The sequence below is a fragment of the Ensifer adhaerens genome, from assembly GCF_013283195.1.
GTDB lineage: Bacteria > Pseudomonadota > Alphaproteobacteria > Rhizobiales > Rhizobiaceae > Ensifer > Ensifer adhaerens_G.
Genome location: NZ_JABEKT010000006.1, coordinates 148,447 through 167,840 on the forward strand (window position 1 = coordinate 148,447; position 19,394 = coordinate 167,840).

Annotated in this window: 15 protein-coding genes and 1 tRNA gene; 5 read left to right on the plus strand and 11 right to left on the minus strand. The window is 60.5% G+C overall.

The genetic code is table 11. The features are described 5' to 3' along the window. Positions 1-37: 37 nt before the first annotated feature. On the plus strand, positions 38-928 hold the full coding sequence (locus LPJGGPFB_RS32080; RefSeq protein WP_173423954.1) for an alpha-1,2-fucosyltransferase: 891 nt from the start codon (positions 38-40) through the stop codon (positions 926-928). Positions 929-1,103: 175 nt separating this feature from the next. Next, entirely contained in the window at positions 1,104-1,820 is a 717-nt protein-coding gene (locus LPJGGPFB_RS32085) for an FkbM family methyltransferase (protein ID WP_173423955.1), read from the plus strand. A 123-nt stretch (positions 1,821-1,943) separates the two neighbouring features. On the opposite strand, the gene LPJGGPFB_RS32090 is transcribed toward LPJGGPFB_RS32085, so the two are convergent. From LPJGGPFB_RS32090 to gmd, 4 genes are all read right to left on the minus strand, one after another. Continuing rightward, complete coding sequence (locus LPJGGPFB_RS32090) at positions 1,944-2,954, minus strand: glycosyltransferase family 10 domain-containing protein (protein ID WP_173423956.1); 1,011 nt, start codon at positions 2,952-2,954, stop codon at positions 1,944-1,946. Positions 2,955-3,052: 98 nt separating this feature from the next. Next, positions 3,053-4,228, minus strand: coding sequence for a DegT/DnrJ/EryC1/StrS family aminotransferase (locus LPJGGPFB_RS32095; protein WP_173423957.1), 1,176 nt, complete (start codon positions 4,226-4,228; stop codon positions 3,053-3,055). A gap of 1 nt (position 4,229) precedes the next feature. Beyond that, complete coding sequence (locus LPJGGPFB_RS32100) at positions 4,230-5,153, minus strand: NAD-dependent epimerase/dehydratase family protein (RefSeq protein WP_173423958.1); 924 nt, start codon at positions 5,151-5,153, stop codon at positions 4,230-4,232. 39 nt (positions 5,154-5,192) lie between these two features. Further along, positions 5,193-6,245: a GDP-mannose 4,6-dehydratase gene (gene gmd / locus LPJGGPFB_RS32105; RefSeq protein WP_173423959.1), complete on the minus strand. Its 1,053-nt coding sequence runs from the start codon at positions 6,243-6,245 to the stop codon at positions 5,193-5,195. 387 nt (positions 6,246-6,632) lie between these two features. On the opposite strand from gmd, the gene LPJGGPFB_RS32110 reads away from it, so the two are divergent. Next, complete coding sequence (locus LPJGGPFB_RS32110) at positions 6,633-8,345, plus strand: adenylate/guanylate cyclase domain-containing protein (RefSeq protein WP_173423960.1); 1,713 nt, start codon at positions 6,633-6,635, stop codon at positions 8,343-8,345. Positions 8,346-8,382: 37 nt separating this feature from the next. On the opposite strand, the gene LPJGGPFB_RS32115 is transcribed toward LPJGGPFB_RS32110, so the two are convergent. Beyond that, positions 8,383-9,126: an SDR family oxidoreductase gene (locus tag LPJGGPFB_RS32115; protein ID WP_173423961.1), complete on the minus strand. Its 744-nt coding sequence runs from the start codon at positions 9,124-9,126 to the stop codon at positions 8,383-8,385. Positions 9,127-9,223: 97 nt separating this feature from the next. On the opposite strand from LPJGGPFB_RS32115, the gene LPJGGPFB_RS32120 reads away from it, so the two are divergent. Next, positions 9,224-10,129 (plus strand): AraC family transcriptional regulator, encoded by a 906-nt coding sequence (locus LPJGGPFB_RS32120; RefSeq protein ID WP_173423962.1) that lies wholly within the window; start codon positions 9,224-9,226, stop codon positions 10,127-10,129. A gap of 95 nt (positions 10,130-10,224) precedes the next feature. On the opposite strand, the gene LPJGGPFB_RS32125 is transcribed toward LPJGGPFB_RS32120, so the two are convergent. The 6 genes from LPJGGPFB_RS32125 to xylF all read right to left on the minus strand — a co-directional run bounded on the left by LPJGGPFB_RS32125 (position 10,225) and on the right by xylF (position 17,598). Next, entirely contained in the window at positions 10,225-11,985 is a 1,761-nt protein-coding gene (locus tag LPJGGPFB_RS32125) for an alpha/beta hydrolase (RefSeq protein ID WP_173423963.1), read from the minus strand. Between the two features lie 700 nt (positions 11,986-12,685). Further along, positions 12,686-13,216: a DUF805 domain-containing protein gene (locus tag LPJGGPFB_RS32130; RefSeq protein ID WP_173423964.1), complete on the minus strand. Its 531-nt coding sequence runs from the start codon at positions 13,214-13,216 to the stop codon at positions 12,686-12,688. Between the two features lie 531 nt (positions 13,217-13,747). Beyond that, positions 13,748-13,824: transfer RNA gene (locus LPJGGPFB_RS32135), tRNA-Arg, on the minus strand. Between the two features lie 369 nt (positions 13,825-14,193). Next, a complete protein-coding gene (locus tag LPJGGPFB_RS32140; RefSeq protein WP_025428054.1) occupies positions 14,194-14,979 on the minus strand; it encodes an ATP-binding cassette domain-containing protein in 786 nt (261 codons plus the stop codon). Positions 14,980-14,994: 15 nt separating this feature from the next. Then, entirely contained in the window at positions 14,995-16,323 is a 1,329-nt protein-coding gene (locus LPJGGPFB_RS32145; RefSeq protein WP_173423965.1) for a sugar ABC transporter permease, read from the minus strand. Between the two features lie 237 nt (positions 16,324-16,560). After that, on the minus strand, positions 16,561-17,598 hold the full coding sequence (gene xylF / locus LPJGGPFB_RS32150; RefSeq protein WP_173423966.1) for a D-xylose ABC transporter substrate-binding protein: 1,038 nt from the start codon (positions 17,596-17,598) through the stop codon (positions 16,561-16,563). A 575-nt stretch (positions 17,599-18,173) separates the two neighbouring features. Here xylF and LPJGGPFB_RS32155 point away from each other — a divergent pair. Then, entirely contained in the window at positions 18,174-19,385 is a 1,212-nt protein-coding gene (locus LPJGGPFB_RS32155) for an ROK family transcriptional regulator (protein WP_173423967.1), read from the plus strand. Positions 19,386-19,394 lie beyond the last annotated feature (9 nt).

Here is a 19,394-nt window from a genome sequence, read left to right on the forward strand (position 1 = left end):
AGCCTGTTGAAGCAACCCAACAATCGAAGGTAATCTCTTGATAATCACGCGTATCCTTGGTGGTCTCGGCAACCAGATGTTTCAGTATGCGGCCGGCCGGTCGCTCGCGTCTGCTAGCGGACAAACGCTCAAGCTGGATCTGACGGAAATGCAACGCTACAAGACCTGGGCTTTCGGGTTGGAGCAGTTTGCAATTCAAGCGGAGAGCGCTCGCCCGGACGAAGTGCCGGCGAAGCCGGGCAGGGGGCTTTTCAACAAGGTGAAGTCGCGGCTTCTGCCCAAGACGTCGCCCTGTCTCATCGCCAAGGAGCGAGCCAACACGTTTGACGCAGCGATCCTCGAATTGCGTGGCCCGGTGCACCTCCAGGGCTACTGGCAGACCGAGAAGTACTTTGCCTCTGTGGCAGATGTCATCCGCAAGGAGTTCGGACTCAGGGCCCCCTTCAGCGCTGCAAGACAAAAGGTCTTGCAGCAGGTGCGCGCTGCCGACGCGCCCGTCTCCGTCCATGTTCGCCGCGGTGACTATGTCAGCAATCCCTCGGCCAACTCCATCCACGGGACATGCGAACCGGAGTGGTATGCCGAGGCAATGCGCCAGATGGCTGCGCGCTTCGACAACCCGTCTTTCTTTGTGTTCTCCGATGATCCGGCCTGGGCCCGCGCCAACCTGCCGTCCTGGCCGTCGATGATCTTCGTGGAGCCTCAGGCGGATGGTCAGGACGGCGAGGACATGCACCTGATGGCAGCTTGCCGCGCGCACATTATCGCCAACAGCACATTCAGCTGGTGGGGGGCGTGGCTCAATCCGAACGTGGAAAAGCACGTGATTGCGCCAGCACAGTGGTTTCGCTCGAAGGATCACGATGCAAGCGATATCCTGCCTGCCACGTGGCAGCGTCTGTGGATGCCGCAATCCGAGAAGCCGTGAGCGGCGCTTGACAGGGAGCCAGATCGTTCGGGGCGGAGAACTATCTGTTAAGAGCTGCCGCGGGCTCCGATTTTTTCGGAGATTAGCTCTGAAAAATCCTGTTTAGCATGCAGAATAAAACCGATGGGAACGCCTGTTGTTCTTCCTCGATATGTAAGAGGCTCCGAATTACGCTATGTCGACTGCAAATGACCAATCAGGGAAACGGCAAAATTTCTTTGCTCGGAAGTACGCAAAAATCTCTCGCAAGATAGGGGCCCTCTATCGAGTATGGGTGCTGGGCGACGTCTTCCCAAGAGAAGTGCGCCGATGGTTCAAAGACAAGGGCGATGAGACGCTTCGCCTACAGTACGATCTCAATCCCGATTCCGTGGTCTTCGACGTCGGCGGCTACAAGGGCGATTTCGCGGAGAAAATTTCCGGCCTGTATGGGTGCTACGTCTACATCTTTGAGCCCAGCAAGGACTTCTACGAGATCTGCGTGAACAGATTTCAAGGCAACGAGAAAATTCGCTGCTTCAACTTCGGGTTGAGCGATGTCGACGGCTCGTTCATTCTTTCCGATGACGCTGACGGCTCATCCGTGAAACCGGATAACACGAACGGACAGGGCACAGTCGTGCGCGTTCGCCGTTTCTCCGACGTCGTCCGTGAACTCGATGTCAAGAAGATCGACCTGATCAAGATCAATATCGAGGGCGGCGAATACGATCTTCTTCCTCATATTATCGAGGAAGGGTTTGTTGGCAACATAGGCAATATTCAAGTTCAGTTTCACACCTTCATCAAGGATGCGAAGCCTTTGAGGGCAAGAATAATCAAGATGCTGGAAACCACGCACAAGTGCGATTGGTGCTATGTGTTCGTCTGGGAAAACTGGAGCTTGAGATAACAAGACGATTGCCCGCCCTGCGAATGCACATCGGCAGATGTAATCAATTTGTTTCCGGGCCAACATTGGCTCGGGCAGCTGTGGTGCCCAGATGTCAGCCCCTGATGCCGAAAGCGGATGCGCCTAGCCTCCGGTTACCCACCTGACAAGCTTCCGCGTTTTTTGGCGGATCCGCTTCGACAGTCGGCCGCGGTTTGGATCGAAGTCTTTTTCCCAGCGTATCCCTGCAGCTGACGGTGGCCTGCTTTTGCCTTCGTCTTTCAGCTGGCGAGCCATTTTTGCCAGGATGGCAAAGAGGTTGTGGTCGTAAAGGACACGTCGTCGGGCGGCCACGAGTGCCGGCTGCGCGGTTTCTGCGAGATCGGACTCGATTACCGCCTTGATCGAGCGAATTGCGCTGTCGAAATCGTAGATATCGATCTGGGTGAGGGCGCCGGGAGAGAAGTACTGCTCGATATTGGGGCAGCCGTGATAGATTGGATAAGTGAGCGTTAGGAACGGATCTGCCAGCTTTTCCGTCCAATAATCGGCGTAGCTGCAGTTCTCCAGCGCAATGTGATAGCGATAATCGGACAAGACTTCGGTCTTGTCGCCAAACCCATTGATGTTCCGACCGAAGACATCGACCTCGGCGCCAAAATAATCCTTCAGCTTCCTTACGAAATCCAGCCGTTCCCGGTGTTCCGGTGTGAAGGCCTTGTTCGAAGCGACGACGGACACCAGCTTCGTCTTGGGAGGGTTGAAGGTCTCGAAATCGGCAAATCCAAGTGGCTTGTCCAGGAGCGCACCGCTGTTGCTCCATGCGCCGACATGCCAAGGCAGGCCGACCTGACCGAAAGCCGTCTGTGGATGCCTGGTGGCTCTGTCTGTCGTCAGCACACTGCCGAATTGCGACAGAAAGCCGGACAGGTAGGATTTTACGTTTGCTGGCTCGGAAGCCACGAACACGGCCAGTCGCGGGTTCAGCCTGCCGGATAGTTCTTCGGGGATCCCGTCGAATACGAATACGACATCACAGGATTCGAGGTCGCCGTCGAATTGGAACAGTACATCACCCCACACGGGAGCAGGCTGAGGAAATTGCCTGATCCAGTGCCATGTCGGAATGTTTGAAACGAACCCGGCTTTAATCAAGAAAGAAACCCTTGCATCTAGGCGTTGGCGCGCGGCAGGCAGTTTGCTGCCGGCACCACTCGAATTCGGGCCCGTCGCGTCAACGGGCCGCCGTCACATTACTTCCAATTCGTCTTGCCGAACACCGAGCGCAGCAGTTCGAATTCCTGTTCAAGCGGGTAGTGATGGTTGCCGATGAAGAAGCCGTGTTTGTCGGCCGTATCAGCGTTGCTCAGGTCGCCGGCAACGGAATAGTCGAACCATTTCAGAACTTCGTTCTTGGCAAAGTTGCCCGCGACGATCGGCCGGACATCGACCTGTGCTTCGGTGAGCAAGTGAAGCATGTTTTCACGCGTCACGCCGGAGTCAGGTTCGACAATCAGGCTGAAGCCAAACCAGCTGCTTTGGCCAATTTCGCGCTGGACCCGCAAGAACGGATAGTCGCGCATCAGCTCAAGGAATTTCTCGGCGTTTTTCCGGCGCTCTTCGACGATCTTGGGCAGCTTGCGAAGTTGGGTCAATCCCAGCGCGCCGCTCATTTCCAGGGGGCGCAGATTGTAGCCGGGAAGCACGAAGCGGAACGACTCCGTAAACGGGTCATCGCTTTTGTCGGTCGTCACCCGGTTTACTTTCGGCAGGTTCCTTGTCCAGCCGTGAGCGCGCAAGGACAACATGACATGGAACAATTCCTCGTCGTCGGTCACGACAAGCCCACCTTCCATGGTGGATATGTGATGGCTGAAGAAGGAACTGAAAGACCCCATCAATCCGAACGTGCCGGCCTGCTTACCTTCATACAAGGCGCCCATCGACTCGCAATTGTCCTCGATGAGAGCGATGTCGCGATCGCCGATAATCGCCTTTATGCGGGCAAAATCATTGGGATTGCCGAGCAGGTTCACGGCCATGATCGCTTTTGTATCCGGCGTTATCGCCTGCGACAGCTGTTCGAGGTCGAAGTTCAGTGTCTGTGCGTCGATGTCCACAAAACGGAGCTTCAGCCCATACTGATGAAGCGGGTAGTAGGTCGTGCTCCATGAGACTGCAGGAACGATGACTTCCGCTCCCGGCAGCAGAGGCGACGCGGAGCGATACCGCAGCGCGGCGATCATCAGGAGGTTGGCGGAGGAACCGGAATTGACCATGACGCAATACTTGCTGCCGACATGGTCTGCAAAGGCGCGCTCGAACTGCGAAACCTTCTCGCCCATTGTAAACATGCCAGACTTGATCACCGTCTGGAGGGCTTCGTATTCTTCTTCATCCCAGGTGGAATTGGCTAATGGATAAGGCATATCAGGCTTCCAGTGAAAGATAGTATTCGTAGGTTTCGCGGATACCGTCGCGAAGCGTCGTGCGTGGCGCCCACCCCAGCATCGTCTGTTTCGTTACGTCCAGCAGCTTGCGCTTCATTCCGACCGGCTTTGAAATGTCATGCGCAAAGCTGCCGTCATAGCCGATAACATCAGCGGCAACCTGGTAGTATTCGTTCACGGTAAAATCGTCGCCCAGGCCGATATTGAGCAGGCTCGGCATGGAGGCGAAGTTGGCGATGGCGAAGACGATCGCATCCGCGAGATCTCCGGCGAACATGAATTCGCGCCTTGCCGACCCATCCCCCCAAATCTCGACTGATGTCTCGCCGCGCAGTTTGGCGACATGCAGCTTGTGAATGATCGCGGGTATGAGATGCGAAACGCCCGGGTCGAATTTGTCGAACGGGCCGTACAAATTGCACGGTATGATCGTCTTGTAGTCGAATTGCGGGGTCTCTCTCGTCACGTATTCGCACAAGCGCGCAACGGCGCATTTGGCCAGAGCATATCCTTCATTCGTCGGCTCGAGCGTCCCGCTCAGAACCTGGTCCTCTCGCAACGGATCCTCGCTGTTTCGAGGGTACATGCAGGAGCTGCCCAGGTTGAGCAACCGCGCCACGCCGGCCGATCGGGCCGCAAGGACGATGTTGTTTCCCATAGCCCAATTGTCGGAGAGGAACCGCACCGGGTTTTTGATGTTGGCCTGAATGCCGCCGACGACGCCTGCGGCATGGATCACCAGATCAGGGCTCAATTGCTTGAGGACATTCTGCGTTTGGTTGAAGTCCAGCAGGTCAAGCTCGCTTCGGCCAGGGGCGACAATGTCGATACCGACATTGCGACACAGCGATACGAGGTTGCGCCCAACCATACCGCCTCCACCTGTTAGCAGGATTTTCGTCACTCTCGTACCTCGCTTTGTTCGTGCACCGGCACGGCAGGGTTACTGGCTTTCCATTTCGCGCAGGTCGTGTTCGACCATCTCCCTGACGAGATCCCTGACGCCGATCTCATGCGACCAGCCCAGTTTCTCCAGGGCCTTGGTCGGATCGCCGATCAGCAGGTCGACCTCGGTCGGCCGGAAATAGCGTGGATCGACCTCGACGAGCACCCGGCCGGTCGCATCATCGATCCCCGTTTCCTCCACACCGTGGCCCTGCCAGCGCAGGGTGATGCCCACATCGGCGAAAGCCCATTCGACGAACGTCCGCACTTCGGTGGTTTTCCCGGTGGCGAGCACGTAGTCGTCGGCCTTGTCCTGCTGCAGCATAAGCCACATTCCGCGAACATATTCGCGCGCATGGCCCCAGTCTCGCTTGGCGTCGAGATTGCCGAGGTAGAGTTTGTCCTGTTTGCCGAGCTTGATGGCCGCGGCGGCGCGGGTAATCTTCCTCGTAACGAAGGTCTCGCCGCGCAGCGGGCTCTCGTGGTTGAAGAGAATCCCGTTCGAAGCGTGCATTCCATATGCTTCGCGATAGTTTACGACGATCCAGTAAGCGTAGAGCTTTGCCGCGGCGTAGGGGCTTCGCGGATAGAACGGTGTGGTTTCGCGCTGAGGGACTTCCTGGACCAGGCCATAGAGTTCGGATGTCGATGCCTGGTAGAACCGTGCCTTGTCTGTCAGCCCCAGGATGCGAATGGCTTCCAGCAGCCGCAACGTGCCGAGAGCGTCGGAATTGGCCGTATATTCCGGCGTTTCGAACGAGACCTGAACGTGGCTTTGTGCGGCGAGGTTGTAGATTTCGTCCGGCTGAGTTTCCTGCATGATCCGAATGAGGTTCGTGGCATCCGTCATGTCGCCGTAATGCAGGAAGAAGCGCGCATTCTTCTCGTGAGGATCCTGGTAGATATTGTCGATCCTGGCGGTATTGAAAGAAGAAGACCGCCGCTTGATGCCGTGTACGATGTAACCCTTGTCCAGCAGGAGTTGTGCAAGGTAGGCGCCATCCTGTCCCGTGACGCCTGTGACGAGGGCGACCTTAGATTTCTCAGCCATACGAACTTGCCCCATGGTTAGCTATAAACTTGTGCCAGCGAATTAGAGCCACGCGGAACGGCGCCGTTTCTGTTGCTAGAATCTCGACCGTCAAATCTGCACACTCCACACGTCGCAGGCTGTATATGAAAACAACGGTTGAATAAACCACTTGGCTGCAGCTCCGCCAGCCTTCTCGCAACATTGACCCGGGATGTTATCGGCGAAAAAGCCGAAATGATGAGGTCGGCCTGCAAGCCGGCCCTCATGCGTTGCCCGGATGGCGACGCGCAGCGCGGTGGTCCTGCTGTTGTTGAAGTTATCGCTAAAATAGCGATTGCTGTCTGACCCGTTATGTTGTGCTATCCTGTCACGCTGGCGGCCCTTTGTGCCGGCGAGGCGATGGAGATGCAGCGCAAGCTGGTAGCGATCATGGTGGCGGATTTCGTCGGGTCGACAGCGGCGATGGAATCCCATGAGGAAGAGACCGTGGAGCGCGTCTCCGCCTGTCTGCGGGCTGTCGGCGACACGGTGGTGCGTCACGACGGGCGGGTGTTCAACACCGCCGGCGATGCCGTCCTTGCGGAGTTTGGCAGTCCGGTCAACGCACTTCGCGCAGCCATGGAGGCGCGCAGCTCGCTTGCGGCGATCCCGGATGCGACGCCGAACCACATGCGTTTCGGATTGCATCTGGCCGATGTTTTCGCAGTCGGCGATGATCTGAGGGGCAATGGTGTCAATCTTGCCGCACGGCTGCAATCGAGTGCGGGCGCCGGCGAGATCGAGGTGTCCGAAGCGCTGTATCAGCAGGTGCGCCGGGCCTCGCCCTGCGGCTTCGAGGAGGTCGGCGAGCGGCGCTTCAAGGGTGTCGCCGATCCTATCCGCGTCTACCGGGTGGGCACGAACATCGACCGGCACCGGTTTCTCTCGGCGCCGACGCGCGAGGCACCGCCTGCGTCGATGCGGCCGAATTCGGTCATCGTTACGCCCTTCGTCGCCTTCGCGGCCAACCAGGACGATCAGTCTTTCCTCACGGAAGGTCTGACCGACGACCTCACCCTGGAACTCGGCCGGCTGAAGAGCCTGTTCGTCAGCTCGCGCTCGGCCTCGGTGGCACTGTCCACCCGCGATCCCGTCGAAGTCGGCAGGGCGCTCGGGGTGCGCTACGTCGTTTCGGGCTCGGTGCGCAAGCTCGGTGGCCTCGTCCGCCTCAATGTGTCGCTGTCGGAGACCGCCCATGGCCATCTCGTCTGGTCGGACCGGATCGAGCGGCCGTTCGAGGAACTGCTTGCCGTCATCGACGAGGTGACGGCCCGGATCGCCGCAACGGTGGCCGGGCGGATCGAGCAGGCGGAGCTGGTGGCTGCGCGGCTGAAGCGGCCGGAGAACATGTCTGCCTACGAATACTATCTGCTTGGTCTCGACCATCATCGCTTGATCGGCGTCGCCGACAGCCACATCGGCGAAGCCATGCGCTGGTTCGAGCGCTCGATGGATGCGGATCCGTCCTTCGGCCGGCCGGTCGCCATGCATGTCTGCGCCTGGAGCAACCTGCCGGATTTCGACCTTTTTGCCGGCGAGCGGCAGGTCGCCCACGCGCTTGATCTCGACCCCACCGACCCGGACTCCCACCGCATCATGGGCGCGATCAAATGCATGGAGGGGGATTTCGTCGCCTCACGGCACCATCACGAGCGGGCGATCGAGCTTGCGCCCAATGATGCCTATATCGCCGGGCGATGCGCAGCTTTCTACACCTACGCGAACGAAGCCGAGCGAGCACTGGAACTGCTCGACCGGGCCGAGGCGCTGGATCCGTTCCTGCCGGTCTGGATCGTCGAGGAGCGGGTCGCCTCGCTCTATATGCTGGGCCGCCACGACGAGCTTTTCGCCGTGGCGCGGGCACTGCCTTACCAGACGCGGCGGACGCTGATTTATCGTATCGCCGCGCGGATGGCGCGCGGCGATACGGATCGGGCGCGCCAGCTGGTGGCGCAGATCCAGGCGCTCGATCCGAAGCTTTCGGCCGGATATATCCGCACCCAGGAGTTCTTCCGCGACCGGACGATCACGGAAGCGCTCATCGACAGGGTGCACGCTGCGGGCCTGCCGCTCGGCTGACGGTTGCTTGCGGGCGACGCGGGGCCGACAGGGATTGTCAGCTTGCGCGGGCTAACGCCACGGCGTCGGCCCCTGCCGGGAAATGCAGCTGTTGCGACGCGTCATTGGCCGCGCGCCAGACCGCGTCCGCCACATCGCTTTCCTTGGTAATAAGGGCCGGGTTTGCAAAGGCGGCGAAGATCGGCTGCGCAAACGCCGCATAGGTCTCCGGGATCAGGTCCGCGATGTTGACGCCGGTATTGTGCGAAAACTGCGTGCTCGGCGCATAGCCGGGCTCGACCAGCTTGGCGCGCACGCCGAAGGCGGCAAGCTCGTGGGCCAGCGATCCGGTAAACCCCTCGATCGCCGTCTTACTGGCGGTATAGGCAGCGGCCAGCGGCATGGCGGCAAGCGTCACGCTGGACGTGACGTTGACCACGACGCCGGATTTCCTGGCGCGAAACTGCGGGATCACCGCCTGCGTCATAGCCATGACGCCAAACGTGTTGGTCTCGAAGATTTTGCGTATATGCGCCATCGGCGTCGCCTCGAAGGCGCCGACCACGCCGATGCCGGCATTGTTGACCAGCGCATCGATCGGGCCGCTCGCCTCGAGTGCCGCCGCAATACTGTCGGGATCGGTCACGTCCAGTTGCACGACACGCAAACGCTCCGAGCACGGCAGAATATCCTCGCGCGGCGAGCGCATGGTGGCAATCACGGTCCAGCCCTTGGCGTGGTAGAGGCGTGCGGTTTCGAGGCCATAGCCGGACGAGCAGCCGGTGATCAATACGGTTTTCATGATGTTTCCCTGGTTGGTTTTGATGGCTGGATCATACCGGGTGATTTCAGGACGTTATATAATTGAAAGTCCTGATTTGATTTGTAATAGTCCAGAAATGATCGACCCGCTTTCTGAAATCATCACACTGCTCAGGCCACGCGCGGTGTTTACGAAAGGCATCAGCGGTGCCGGCCGCTGGGGTGTGCGCTATTCGGACTTCGGTCATCCCGGCTTCTGTACCGTTCTCGAAGGTGGTTGCCGTCTCGCCGTCGACGGCCAGGGCCCGCTGGTGCTTGAGGCCGGTGATTTCGTCCTCTTGCCGACGACACCCGGCTTCACCCTGTCGGGCTTCGAGCCCGTGACGCCGACATACATCGATCCGAAGGCAGCGCCGGACCAGGGCGACGAAGTTCGCCACGGCGACCCCGACGCTCCGCCAAGCGTGCGGCTGCTCGGCGGCTACTTTGTCTTTGCGACTGAGGATGCCGGGTTGCTGGTGTCGCTGCTGCCGGCGCAGGTGCATGTGCGCGGCGTCGAACGGCTTTCGCTCCTGGTCCGGCTGTTGACGGAGGAGGCGGGCGAGCAGCGCGCCGGGCGCGATCTGGTGCTTGCCCGCCTTGTCGAAGTGCTGCTCGTCGAGGCGTTGCGCCTGACCCAGCGGCCGGACGCCTCGCCGGGATTGCTGCGCGGGCTTGCCGATCAACGGCTGGCGGAAGCGATAAGGGCGATGCACGGCGCTCCGGGGCGATCATGGACGGTGGCCGAGCTGGCGAAGCTGGCCAGTCTCTCCCGCTCGGCGTTCTTCGAGCGCTTCACCCGCAATGTCGGCGTCGCGCCGATGGAATATCTGCTCGGCTGGCGCATGGCGATGGCCAAGGATCTGCTGTGCAACTACAACGCCGAAATCTCCGATGTCGCCGAGCGGGTTGGTTACGCCTCGGCGAGCGCGTTCAGCACGGCCTTCAGCCGCCATGTGGGGGAGGCGCCGGGGCGGTATGCGCGTATGGCTGCACAGGGGTAGTCGGGCGTCACGCGGTGCAGAACGAAAGCGCGTCGCGATCTTTCAGATTCGCTTGCGCGCTTTACACTTTTGCGCGTCGTGTTTTTTGGTGCTGCTTAATCGCCAGGAAACGGGGGCTTGTCCTGGGTGCATGTTGCGCCCGTCGGCGGCATCTCGCCGTCGATAAAATAGGCCGCGATGTGGTCCTGCGCACAGGTGCTTGGATTGATGAGCACGGTGTGCCCGAAACCGTTCACGATCAGCAGTCGCGCGTTCCCGAGAGCCTGTGCCATGCGAACCGAACTGGGTAAGGCGGTCGCGGGGTCGCTGGTGTTGCCGATAACGAGCACCGGCGCGGTCGCCTTGTTCCATGGGCCGAGATAGGTCGCCTTCGCCCTGGCAGTCCAGCCGACGCAGTACGCCACAAACGGCCATGCGGAGATGCCAGCACGCTGATAACTCGCCAGTGCCTGTTGAACGGCGGCGTCTTCGGTCGTGGGGTTGGGGCTTTCGCCGCAGATCACTGAAAGCTGGCGTCCGGCGCTGGTGACATACGTGGCTGCTGCCGGTTTCGCCGGTGTGGCAGCGGCAGCCGGCGAACCGGCATCGCCCGAACCGCCATCGGCGACCTGTTGCCCGCTGCCTTCGCTCGCCACCCACGCCTGCTGCAGGAACTCCGCTACCGCCGCCCAACCGGGAAAGCGGCCAAAGCCCGGTAGCGGCTCGACGACGTAGATCGAGCTGCCGACGTAGGCGAGGATGCTTGGGGCGTCGATCGTGTCGCCTTCGAGTGCGAAGCCCTTCTGCGCGCGCTGGAGCAGATCCGACCATTTCTTCCTTGTCGCCACGGGAGATCCGGCCGAGAAGGCGCAGCCCGAAGCATCGACCGCCCCGCACTGGCTCATGAATGCCTCGATGGTTGAGGCTGCACCGAAGTCGGAGCCGAGCCGGATGAAGGTGCTGAGCGCAAGGTTTTCGCCGGCGTTGCCGGCCCATGCCGGCACTGCCACAGCGCCGTCAAGGACGGCGGCGCGCACCCGGTCGGGGTACATGTTAATGTACGTTGCGCCGAGGAAGGTGCCATAGGACGTGCCGTAATAGTTCATCGTCTCCTCGCCGACGGCTTGGCGCAAGAGATCGAGGTCGCGGGCATTGTCCGCCGTGGAAACGTGGGCGAGGAGTTCGCCGTTGCGTTTGACGCAAGCCTCGTTGAACGCGGTGCGCCAGGCTGCGTCTTTGGCGAGTTGCTTCGCCGTCACCGGGAAACCGTCTTGCGTGGCCCGGGCGAAGAATGCCGCTTCGTCATCGGCACTGTCAAAGCATTGGACAACCGGTGTCGTGCGTCCGCCCATGCCACGCGGGTCCCAGCTGATGATATCGAAGCGGTCACGCACCTTCTCAGGAAAGCCACGGATTGCTGCCGGGAGGTACTCTGTTCCCGCGTCGCTGGGGCCGCCAGGATTCCAGAACAGCGTGCCGAGCCGCTGTCCCGCATCGCGCGCCGGAGCCTTGATCAGCGCTAGGTTGAAGCGGCCCAAAGACGGATCCGCGTAGTCCATCGGCACTTCGGCCGTGGCGCACTGGAAGCTGTCGGTGCTCGCGGCACCTTGCTTGGCTGCCGGGCAAGCGTTCCAGGCGAGCGTGGGGACGGGAACCGTGTCGGCGGCAAATGTCGGGCTGGTGATCAGGAGCGCGGACGTTGCGGCCGCCGCAGCTACGAGGTTTCTCATGGTGTCTCCTTGCAATGCCGAGCTGTGTGTAACTCGAGGAGGGTGGAGCTCCATTTCCCAGGCGGGCGTCATTTCCAATGCGCTGCGGCGAAATACGGTCGCGAGTGCAATTGTCCGCTCGAACGCTTGGGTTGCCTGACGCCACATTATCAGTCGGCAAGGACAGGTCAAAGCACGGTAACCGCTGAGGTTTACCCGGCTTCGACGACCCGTTTCACGACAACGACGGCACCGTCATCACGTGCGGCCGCATGTGCTTTAAGCGCCAGAAGGTGAAGCTCGGCCAAGGGCTTTGCGGGACAGGTCGTCGGAAACAAACAAGCAGACGAACGCATCTGGCTCGTGACCTTCATGCACTATGATCTGGGATATTCGAATGACGAGACGTGCATGCCAGAACCGCTCGAAAACCCGTTCGGGCCAAAAGCTGCCTATGTCTCGAAAACTAACTGCAAGCCAATGTCCAATAAGGACTTGTGAAAGATGGCGCACCCGACAATACTTCGATAAGCCCTTGTCACCATTGAATTTGTTCATAATTCACGGCGGTCGCCAACGCAAAAGCTGATAATCGGCATAGCAAATTTGCGCGCGGTCCAGCTCTTTTTAAGGAAGCACAAGATCGACCGTAGGCGGCACCTGATCGCTCAATTTGCGTCCCGGATAATGCTCATACCTTCCAATCTCGACGGTCAGCAAACCAAATTCCTCCGAGACTTCGAGTAGGAGAAGGAGGCTGCGTGCGCTGAAGGTCCACTTACGTCCGCAGAAGTTTGCGTTTCTCCGCGTCGTATTCCTCGCCAACAATCGCGCCGCTATCGCTTAGCTTTGCAAGCCTTTCCAACACTTAGACTGACTGCGACGATGGCGGATGCGTGGACGCGGCATGAGTAAAGACGGGGCTCTGGTCGCTTGCCTTCGTGCAGTACCAGACAATAACCGCGATAGTTCCGATTGGGCCGAGCAACGAAAGAATCTGAAGTCTCCCGCTTCGGTTAGTGTCATGGAGGCGGCGTGCGCTCACTGCGATGGTGGGAAGGAAAACCGCACAAAAGAACAAAGCGCCCAAAAGTTCGCTTGGGTCTCCGATGTTTAATGTCACCAGTACGGCGACTACGAAGAGCATTGAATACCAGAATTCGGAACGGCTCGCTCTTCCTGAAAACCTTGCGTAGTTCTTGAAGAAGCTCAAAATGGCCTCGCCGAAACTCATTGACGAGGGCATCTCACCGAACCGATTAGGACCGGGCGGACGTGACTTGACGATTAAGAAGATTGCCACAACAAAAACGATCAAGACGATCAGCCAATGCCATATCGAAAAGCCGCCCACGATATTCCCCCGGTAAAATGATTGGACCTTGTCTTGCTTCTTCATCACGGTGGCAACGCGAAACGCGCGCCACTGTGCTCTGCTACGGTTGTATACGGCATATTTCAAACATTGCGTGAACAAAAGCAAGGCGATCCGGCAATCACGATTATCGGTATTGTGTGGATTGCCAGTCTATTTCCCACCCGAACTTTTCACGGTGGCCGCCCAAGTCTTTCCACAAGTCGAAGGCTGTATCCTCGTCGTTGCCGGGTCGAACAGTGTTGCGATCAAATAAGAATTACGTGCGGGGCGGATTTCCATCCTCTTTGTAGGGAGGGGTGCCGCGGAGGGCCCCACCTCTGCTGCGTGCTCTCTATCGACGTGAACGGCAATTTCCTGCACGGCGCTACCATAACCATTGCTCTTTTTCGGGCAGATCGCGCCGAAGATATAGACCCACATGGTTCGCCGGTCGTGCAGGGCAGGTGGTCGGGTTCCCGGACGTGCCCAGCGGCACGGACGGGCGGGAAGCTTGGCAAAGTCCAACGCCCTCAACTGTGCCCTTGACCTAAGGTATTGATTTTTTGAGTAAAATGGCGCACCCGACAGGATTCGAACCTGTGACCTTTGGAATCGGAATCCAACACTCTATCCAGCTGAGCTACGGGTGCATCCGTTTGCAGCGAGGCCGCCGAAGCGGGCTGTGAGCGGTTCATAGCTTAGCTTGCGCGCCGCTTCAATGGTGAAATGACGGAGTTCGCACGGGAATTTGCGAAGGACTGCAAATTGCTGCCAGGGCAACGGGTCGAACGGGCCGTTGAACACGTCTCGACAGGTGGCGAGAGGAGGGGCGAGCGTCGCCTTGCGACATGTATCGACGTGCTGCGCGGGCGAGGGGCGTGTCGCTAGCCCGGGAGGCAGGCAGGGCCTTGCCACGGCTTGCCTTCGCGTCCTCACGCGGTACTTCCCTACTCCGAGGCGGAGCACTTAGGCTTCAAAATGAATGGCCCGGCAATTGCCGGGCCATTCGGTATCTTCTGTCAGGCGGTCTGCATGGCGCCGGGGCCGGGGATCGCCTTGGGCGGGACCTTGCCCATGATGATCATGCCGAGCACCTCGTCCTTGGTCACATCCTCGGTGCGGGCCTGGCCGACGACCTGGCCGTTCTTCATCACTGACACGCGGTCGGCAAGGTCGAAGACGTCGTGGATGTCGTGGCTGATCAGGAAGATGCCGATGCCTTCGCGCTTCAGCTGCTTGATCAGTTCGCCGACCTGGGCGGTTTCCTGGGGCCCGAGGGCTGCCGTCGGCTCGTCCATGATCAGGATGCGGGCGTCGAACAGGATGGCGCGGGCGATCGCCACCGATTGCCGCTGGCCGCCCGAGAGCGCCTTCACCGGCTCCTTGAAGCGCTGGAAGTTGGGGTTGAGGCGCCCCATGACTTCGCGGGCCTTGGCCTCCATCGCAACGTCGTCGAGCGTGCCCCAGGGCGTTCTGAGCTCGCGGCCGAGATAGAGGTTGGCGGCCGCGTCGACGTTGTCGGCGACGGCAAGCGTCTGGTAGATCGTCTCGATGCCATATTTCTTGGCGTCGCGCGGATTGCTGATGTCGGCGGCTTCGCCATTGATCAGGATCTCGCCGCCATCGCGCTTGTAGGCGCCTGACAGGATCTTGATCAGCGTCGACTTGCCGGCGCCGTTGTGGCCGAGAAGTGCCACCACCTCGCCGGGATAGAGGTCGACGGAGGCGTTGTCGACCGCATGGATGCCGCCGAAGGAGATGGAAATGTTCTTCATTTCCACGAGCGGAGTGCGTTGGTCTTTCATTGGTCGGACCCCTTCTTACTTGGCACGGGCGCGGTAGATGGTGTCGAGCCAGACGGCGACGACAAGAACCACGCCGACGACGATGCGCTGGAACGGACTGTCGATCCCGAGCAGCACCATGCCCGACTGCAGCGATTGCATGACGAGGGCGCCGATCATCGCGCCGGCGATCGTGCCGACACCGCCGGCAAGCGACGTGCCGCCGATAACAGCGGCTGCGATCGTGTAGAGCTCGTCGAGTTCGCCTTGCGCATTGGTCGCGGCGTTGAGGCGGGCGGTCGAGATCGCGGCGGCGATGGCGCAAAGCACGCCCATCAGCATGAAGATCTTGACGGTGACCCAGCGGGTCTTGATGCCGGCAAGTTCGGCTGCCTCAGGGTTTCCGCCGAGTGCAAAGACGTAACGGCCGAAGCGCAGGCGGGTGGCGATGAAGGTCATGACGATGCCGACCGCGATGGCAACCAGAACCGGGATGGCGATGCCATGCGAGATCAGGAGACCGCCATCCGGCCAGGCGATGCCGTTGGCGTCAGCATATTTGCGGGCGATGTTGACCGGCCAGTAATAGTTGTTGGCGATCGCCACGGCACCCATCACCAGGATGCAGCCGAGGATGCCGAGGAAGTATTCAGCCCAGACCGGGCGCAGCGGAAAGCCGAAGCGCTTGCGTTGTTTGCGTGAGTTAAGGATTGCCCCGACGATGGCGATACAGGCGATGATGCCGACGATCCAGCTGGCTGTCGCGCCGATCGATCCCTCGGTGCCGCCGCCCATCAGGCGGAAGGTGGAGTTCATCGGCGCGACCGTCTGGCCGCTGGTGACGAACCATGTGGCGCCGCGCCAGACGAGAAGGCCGCCGAGCGTGACGATGAAGGCCGGCACGTTGAGGAAGGCGATGATCGAACCCTGGAGCGCGCCGATCGCAGCACCGACGGCGATGCCACAGGCGAGCGTGATGATCCAGATGGCCGGATGCTCGAGCCCGAGATATTGCGGCAGGACTTTCACCTGCATGACCGCCATGATCATGCCGCAGAAGCCGAGCACGGAGCCGACGGACAGATCGATGTTGCGGGTGACGATGATCAGCACCATGCCGGTCGCCATCACGGCGACGGACGAGGTCTGAACCGTCAGGTTCCAAAGGTTTCGCGGCGTCAGAAATAGCCCGCCGGTCATGATCTCGAAGCCGAGCCAGATGATGGCCAGCGCGCCGACCATGCCGAGCAGGCGGGTGTCGATCTCGGTGGCGCGGAAAAAGCGCTTCACCGGGTTTTCGTCCGCATTGCGGGCCCGGTTGGCCTGGGTTCTTTGTGTCTGATTGCCCTGTGTGATGTCGGCCATGGACGTGCCTTCCCCCCACTCTTTCGTTGATGTCATCGCGTCTGCCGGCACGAAACGGCCGGATGGGACGCGACAAGTCTGATGATGAAGACAGCTGTCGAGCGCTTCTCTCGTTCGTCAATGCGCGCCCGAAGGTCTTGCCGCATTGTCCGCCCCGGCCGCACCTTGCGCAAGCGCCGCAACGGGGTGCGTTGCGGCGCTTGTCAGGAGGTCAGAGCTCAACCCTGTCCGGGCGGCTTACTTGCACGCAGCCACGTCGCCCTTGACGCCCTGGCAGGCTTCGTCCTTGGAGATCCAGCCGGCGTCGATGACGACGTTGAGGTTCTCCTTGGTGATCGGCAGCGGTGCGAGGAAGACCGACTGCATGGCGACGCCCTTCGGGCCGCCGTTGAAGGCGGTCACACCGGCGATTTCTTCCATCTTCTTGCCGCTTGCGAGTTCGGCTGCGATCTCAGCTGCACGCTTGCCGAGTTCTCGGCTGTCCTTCCAGACCGAAACGGTCTGGGTGCCGAGGGCTACGCGGTTGAGAGCGGCCTTGTCGGCGTCCTGGCCGGAGACAGGAACGGAACCGGCGAGGCCCTGTGCGTCGAGGGCTGCGATCGCGCCGCCGGCGGTGCCGTCGTTGGAAGCGACGACCGCATCGACCTTGTTGTCGTTGGCGGTCAGGAACTGCTCCATGTTCTTCTGGGCATTTTCCGGCTTCCAGCCGTCGGTATAGGCTTCACCGACATTCTTGATCTTGCCGGCGTCGACGGCTTCCTTCAGCACTTCCATCTGTCCGGAGAACAGGAAGTCGGCGTTCGGGTCGGCAGACGAGCCCTTGATGAAGACATAGTTGCCTTCCGGCTTGACCTTGAACACTTCGCGAGCCTGCATGCGGCCCACTTCCTTGTTGTCGAAGGTGATGTAGAAGGCGGCCGGGTTTTCGATCAGGCGGTCGTAACCGACAACCGGAATGCCTTCTGCGGCAGCCTTTTCAATGGCCGGCCCGATGGCGTCGCTGTCCTGCGCCAGCACGATCAGAGCGTTGGCGCCCTGGGCGATCAGCGACTCGACGTCGGTCAGCTGCTTGGCAGCGGAAGACTGTGCGTCGGCGGAAATGTACTTGTCGCCGGATGCCTCAAGCGCTGCCTTGATGGCGGCTTCGTCGGTTTTCCAACGCTCTTCCTGGAAGTTGGACCAGGAAACGCCGACCACCAGGTCCTTGGCGATCGCGGCGGAATGCATCGACGCGATGATGGCAGCCCCTGCCATCAGCTTCAAAACGGTTTTCATTTCATCCTCCCGAGTGGCGGCCGGCTGAGCGTGCGAACCTCCCGCACCATCCTCGACCAGCCTTGCAACGCTGTCGAAATGCCACCGTAACATCGTTCGGCTTTATTTTCTCGACAGTCGAGAAAATGAATGTCAGAGAATCCCGGACCTGTCAACACGGGCAACCCGGTTGCATTCGACGCCTGGATGCACCGACGCGCAGTGCGCACAACCGCAGCGTCACAAGGGAATGTGTGGTCCCGCGGCCAGTCGGAAAAGGATTGTCGTGTCATTTCAACCAACGCCCGGGGCGATCTCCGGGAAGGTTCCGGGTGGCTTGTCCGTTGGCTCGGTGGGTTTTGCCCGGCGACCGTGCAATGCAACTTGCGGCAAGACCTCTCCTGTCGACGCCGAACAGCGCGATTGCGATTGCCTGGCTCGCGAAATGGCCTGTGGATTATTTCTCGACAGTCGAGAAAATCAGTGGCAGAGATTGGCAAGGCTATCGACAAGGCCGTCAGCGCCTTGCTTCGCCGCACGGCAGATGCTTTGGGAGGGCATGTGTTCGAAGGACCCGCCACCGGCAAGGACGTATGATGCTGACCAAGTCCAGCACTGAGCTCGTGCGTCAGCAAAACAGCGCCCTGGTTCTTGCCGCGCTCAGGCGTGCCCGCAATCTTTCCCATACGGAGATTTCTGCTGCGACCGGGCTTGCGTCTGCGACCGTTTCGGCGATCACGGCCGAGCTCGAGCGGGCAGGCGTCATCGCCAAGGCGGAACAGCAGGTGCAGGGCGGGCGTGGGCGTCCACGTGTGCTGTTCACGCCGCGCCGTGACTGCGGCTATGTCATCGTCGTGCGCATCTCTTCCGATGTGGTGCAATATTCGCTGACCGATTACGGCGGCACGCTGCTCGACCGTTTCGAAGAGAGCCGCAATCACGACCAGCGCGGCACATCCGCCTTCGCGCAGATCTTCGTCGATGCGCTGGAGCGCTTGCTGCAGCGTTCGCGCCTGACGCGTGACCGTGTGCTTGCCGTCTCCATCAGCAGCAAGGGTCTGGTTGATGTCGACAACGACGCGGCGCGTCTGCTCTGGTCGCCGGTCTTCGGCAGCGAACAACTCGACTTTGCCGCACTGCTTGCCCCGGAATGGCGGGCGAAGGTGATGCTCAACAATGAGACCTTGCTGGTGGCGCAGGCGCTGGCTGCGGAAGCGGAACGCGCGCCAGAGGCCGGTTTCCGATCGCTTGCCGCCATCTCGCTCGGCCACAGCATCGGCCTCGGTGTTGCCCGCAAGGGCAGGTTCGGCGAGATCGACGTGACGGCGCCAAACTTCGGGCACATGCTGCATGCGCCATCGGCGGGATTGTGCCGGTGCGGCGCCTATGGCTGCATCGAAGCGGCCGCCGGGTTCTACGGCATCCTTCGAGCAGCTTTCGAAGTGCCGCCCGACACGATCCCGGCAAAGTTCGTGCCGATCGCCGAGATGGACAAGATCGCGGCGAGTGCGCGCCAGGGGCATCGGATGGCGGGCTATGCCTTTCGACAGGCGGGTCTTGCTCTCGGCAACGGCATATCGCGCATGCTCAGTCTTTACGAGCGCATGCCGATCTACGTCACCGGCCCCGGGACGCGCTACTTCGATCTGCTGCAGGGTGGGTTGATGGAGGGTGTGTCCCAGTCACTCCAGCTCCGACTTCAGGGGCCACCCGAAATATCTGTTGTGCTCGACGAGCAACGGCTCGTTTTCGACGGACATCTCGAGCGCGCCTTGGGCGTGATCGATAGCGAGATCGCCACGGCCTGACTGGCGCGC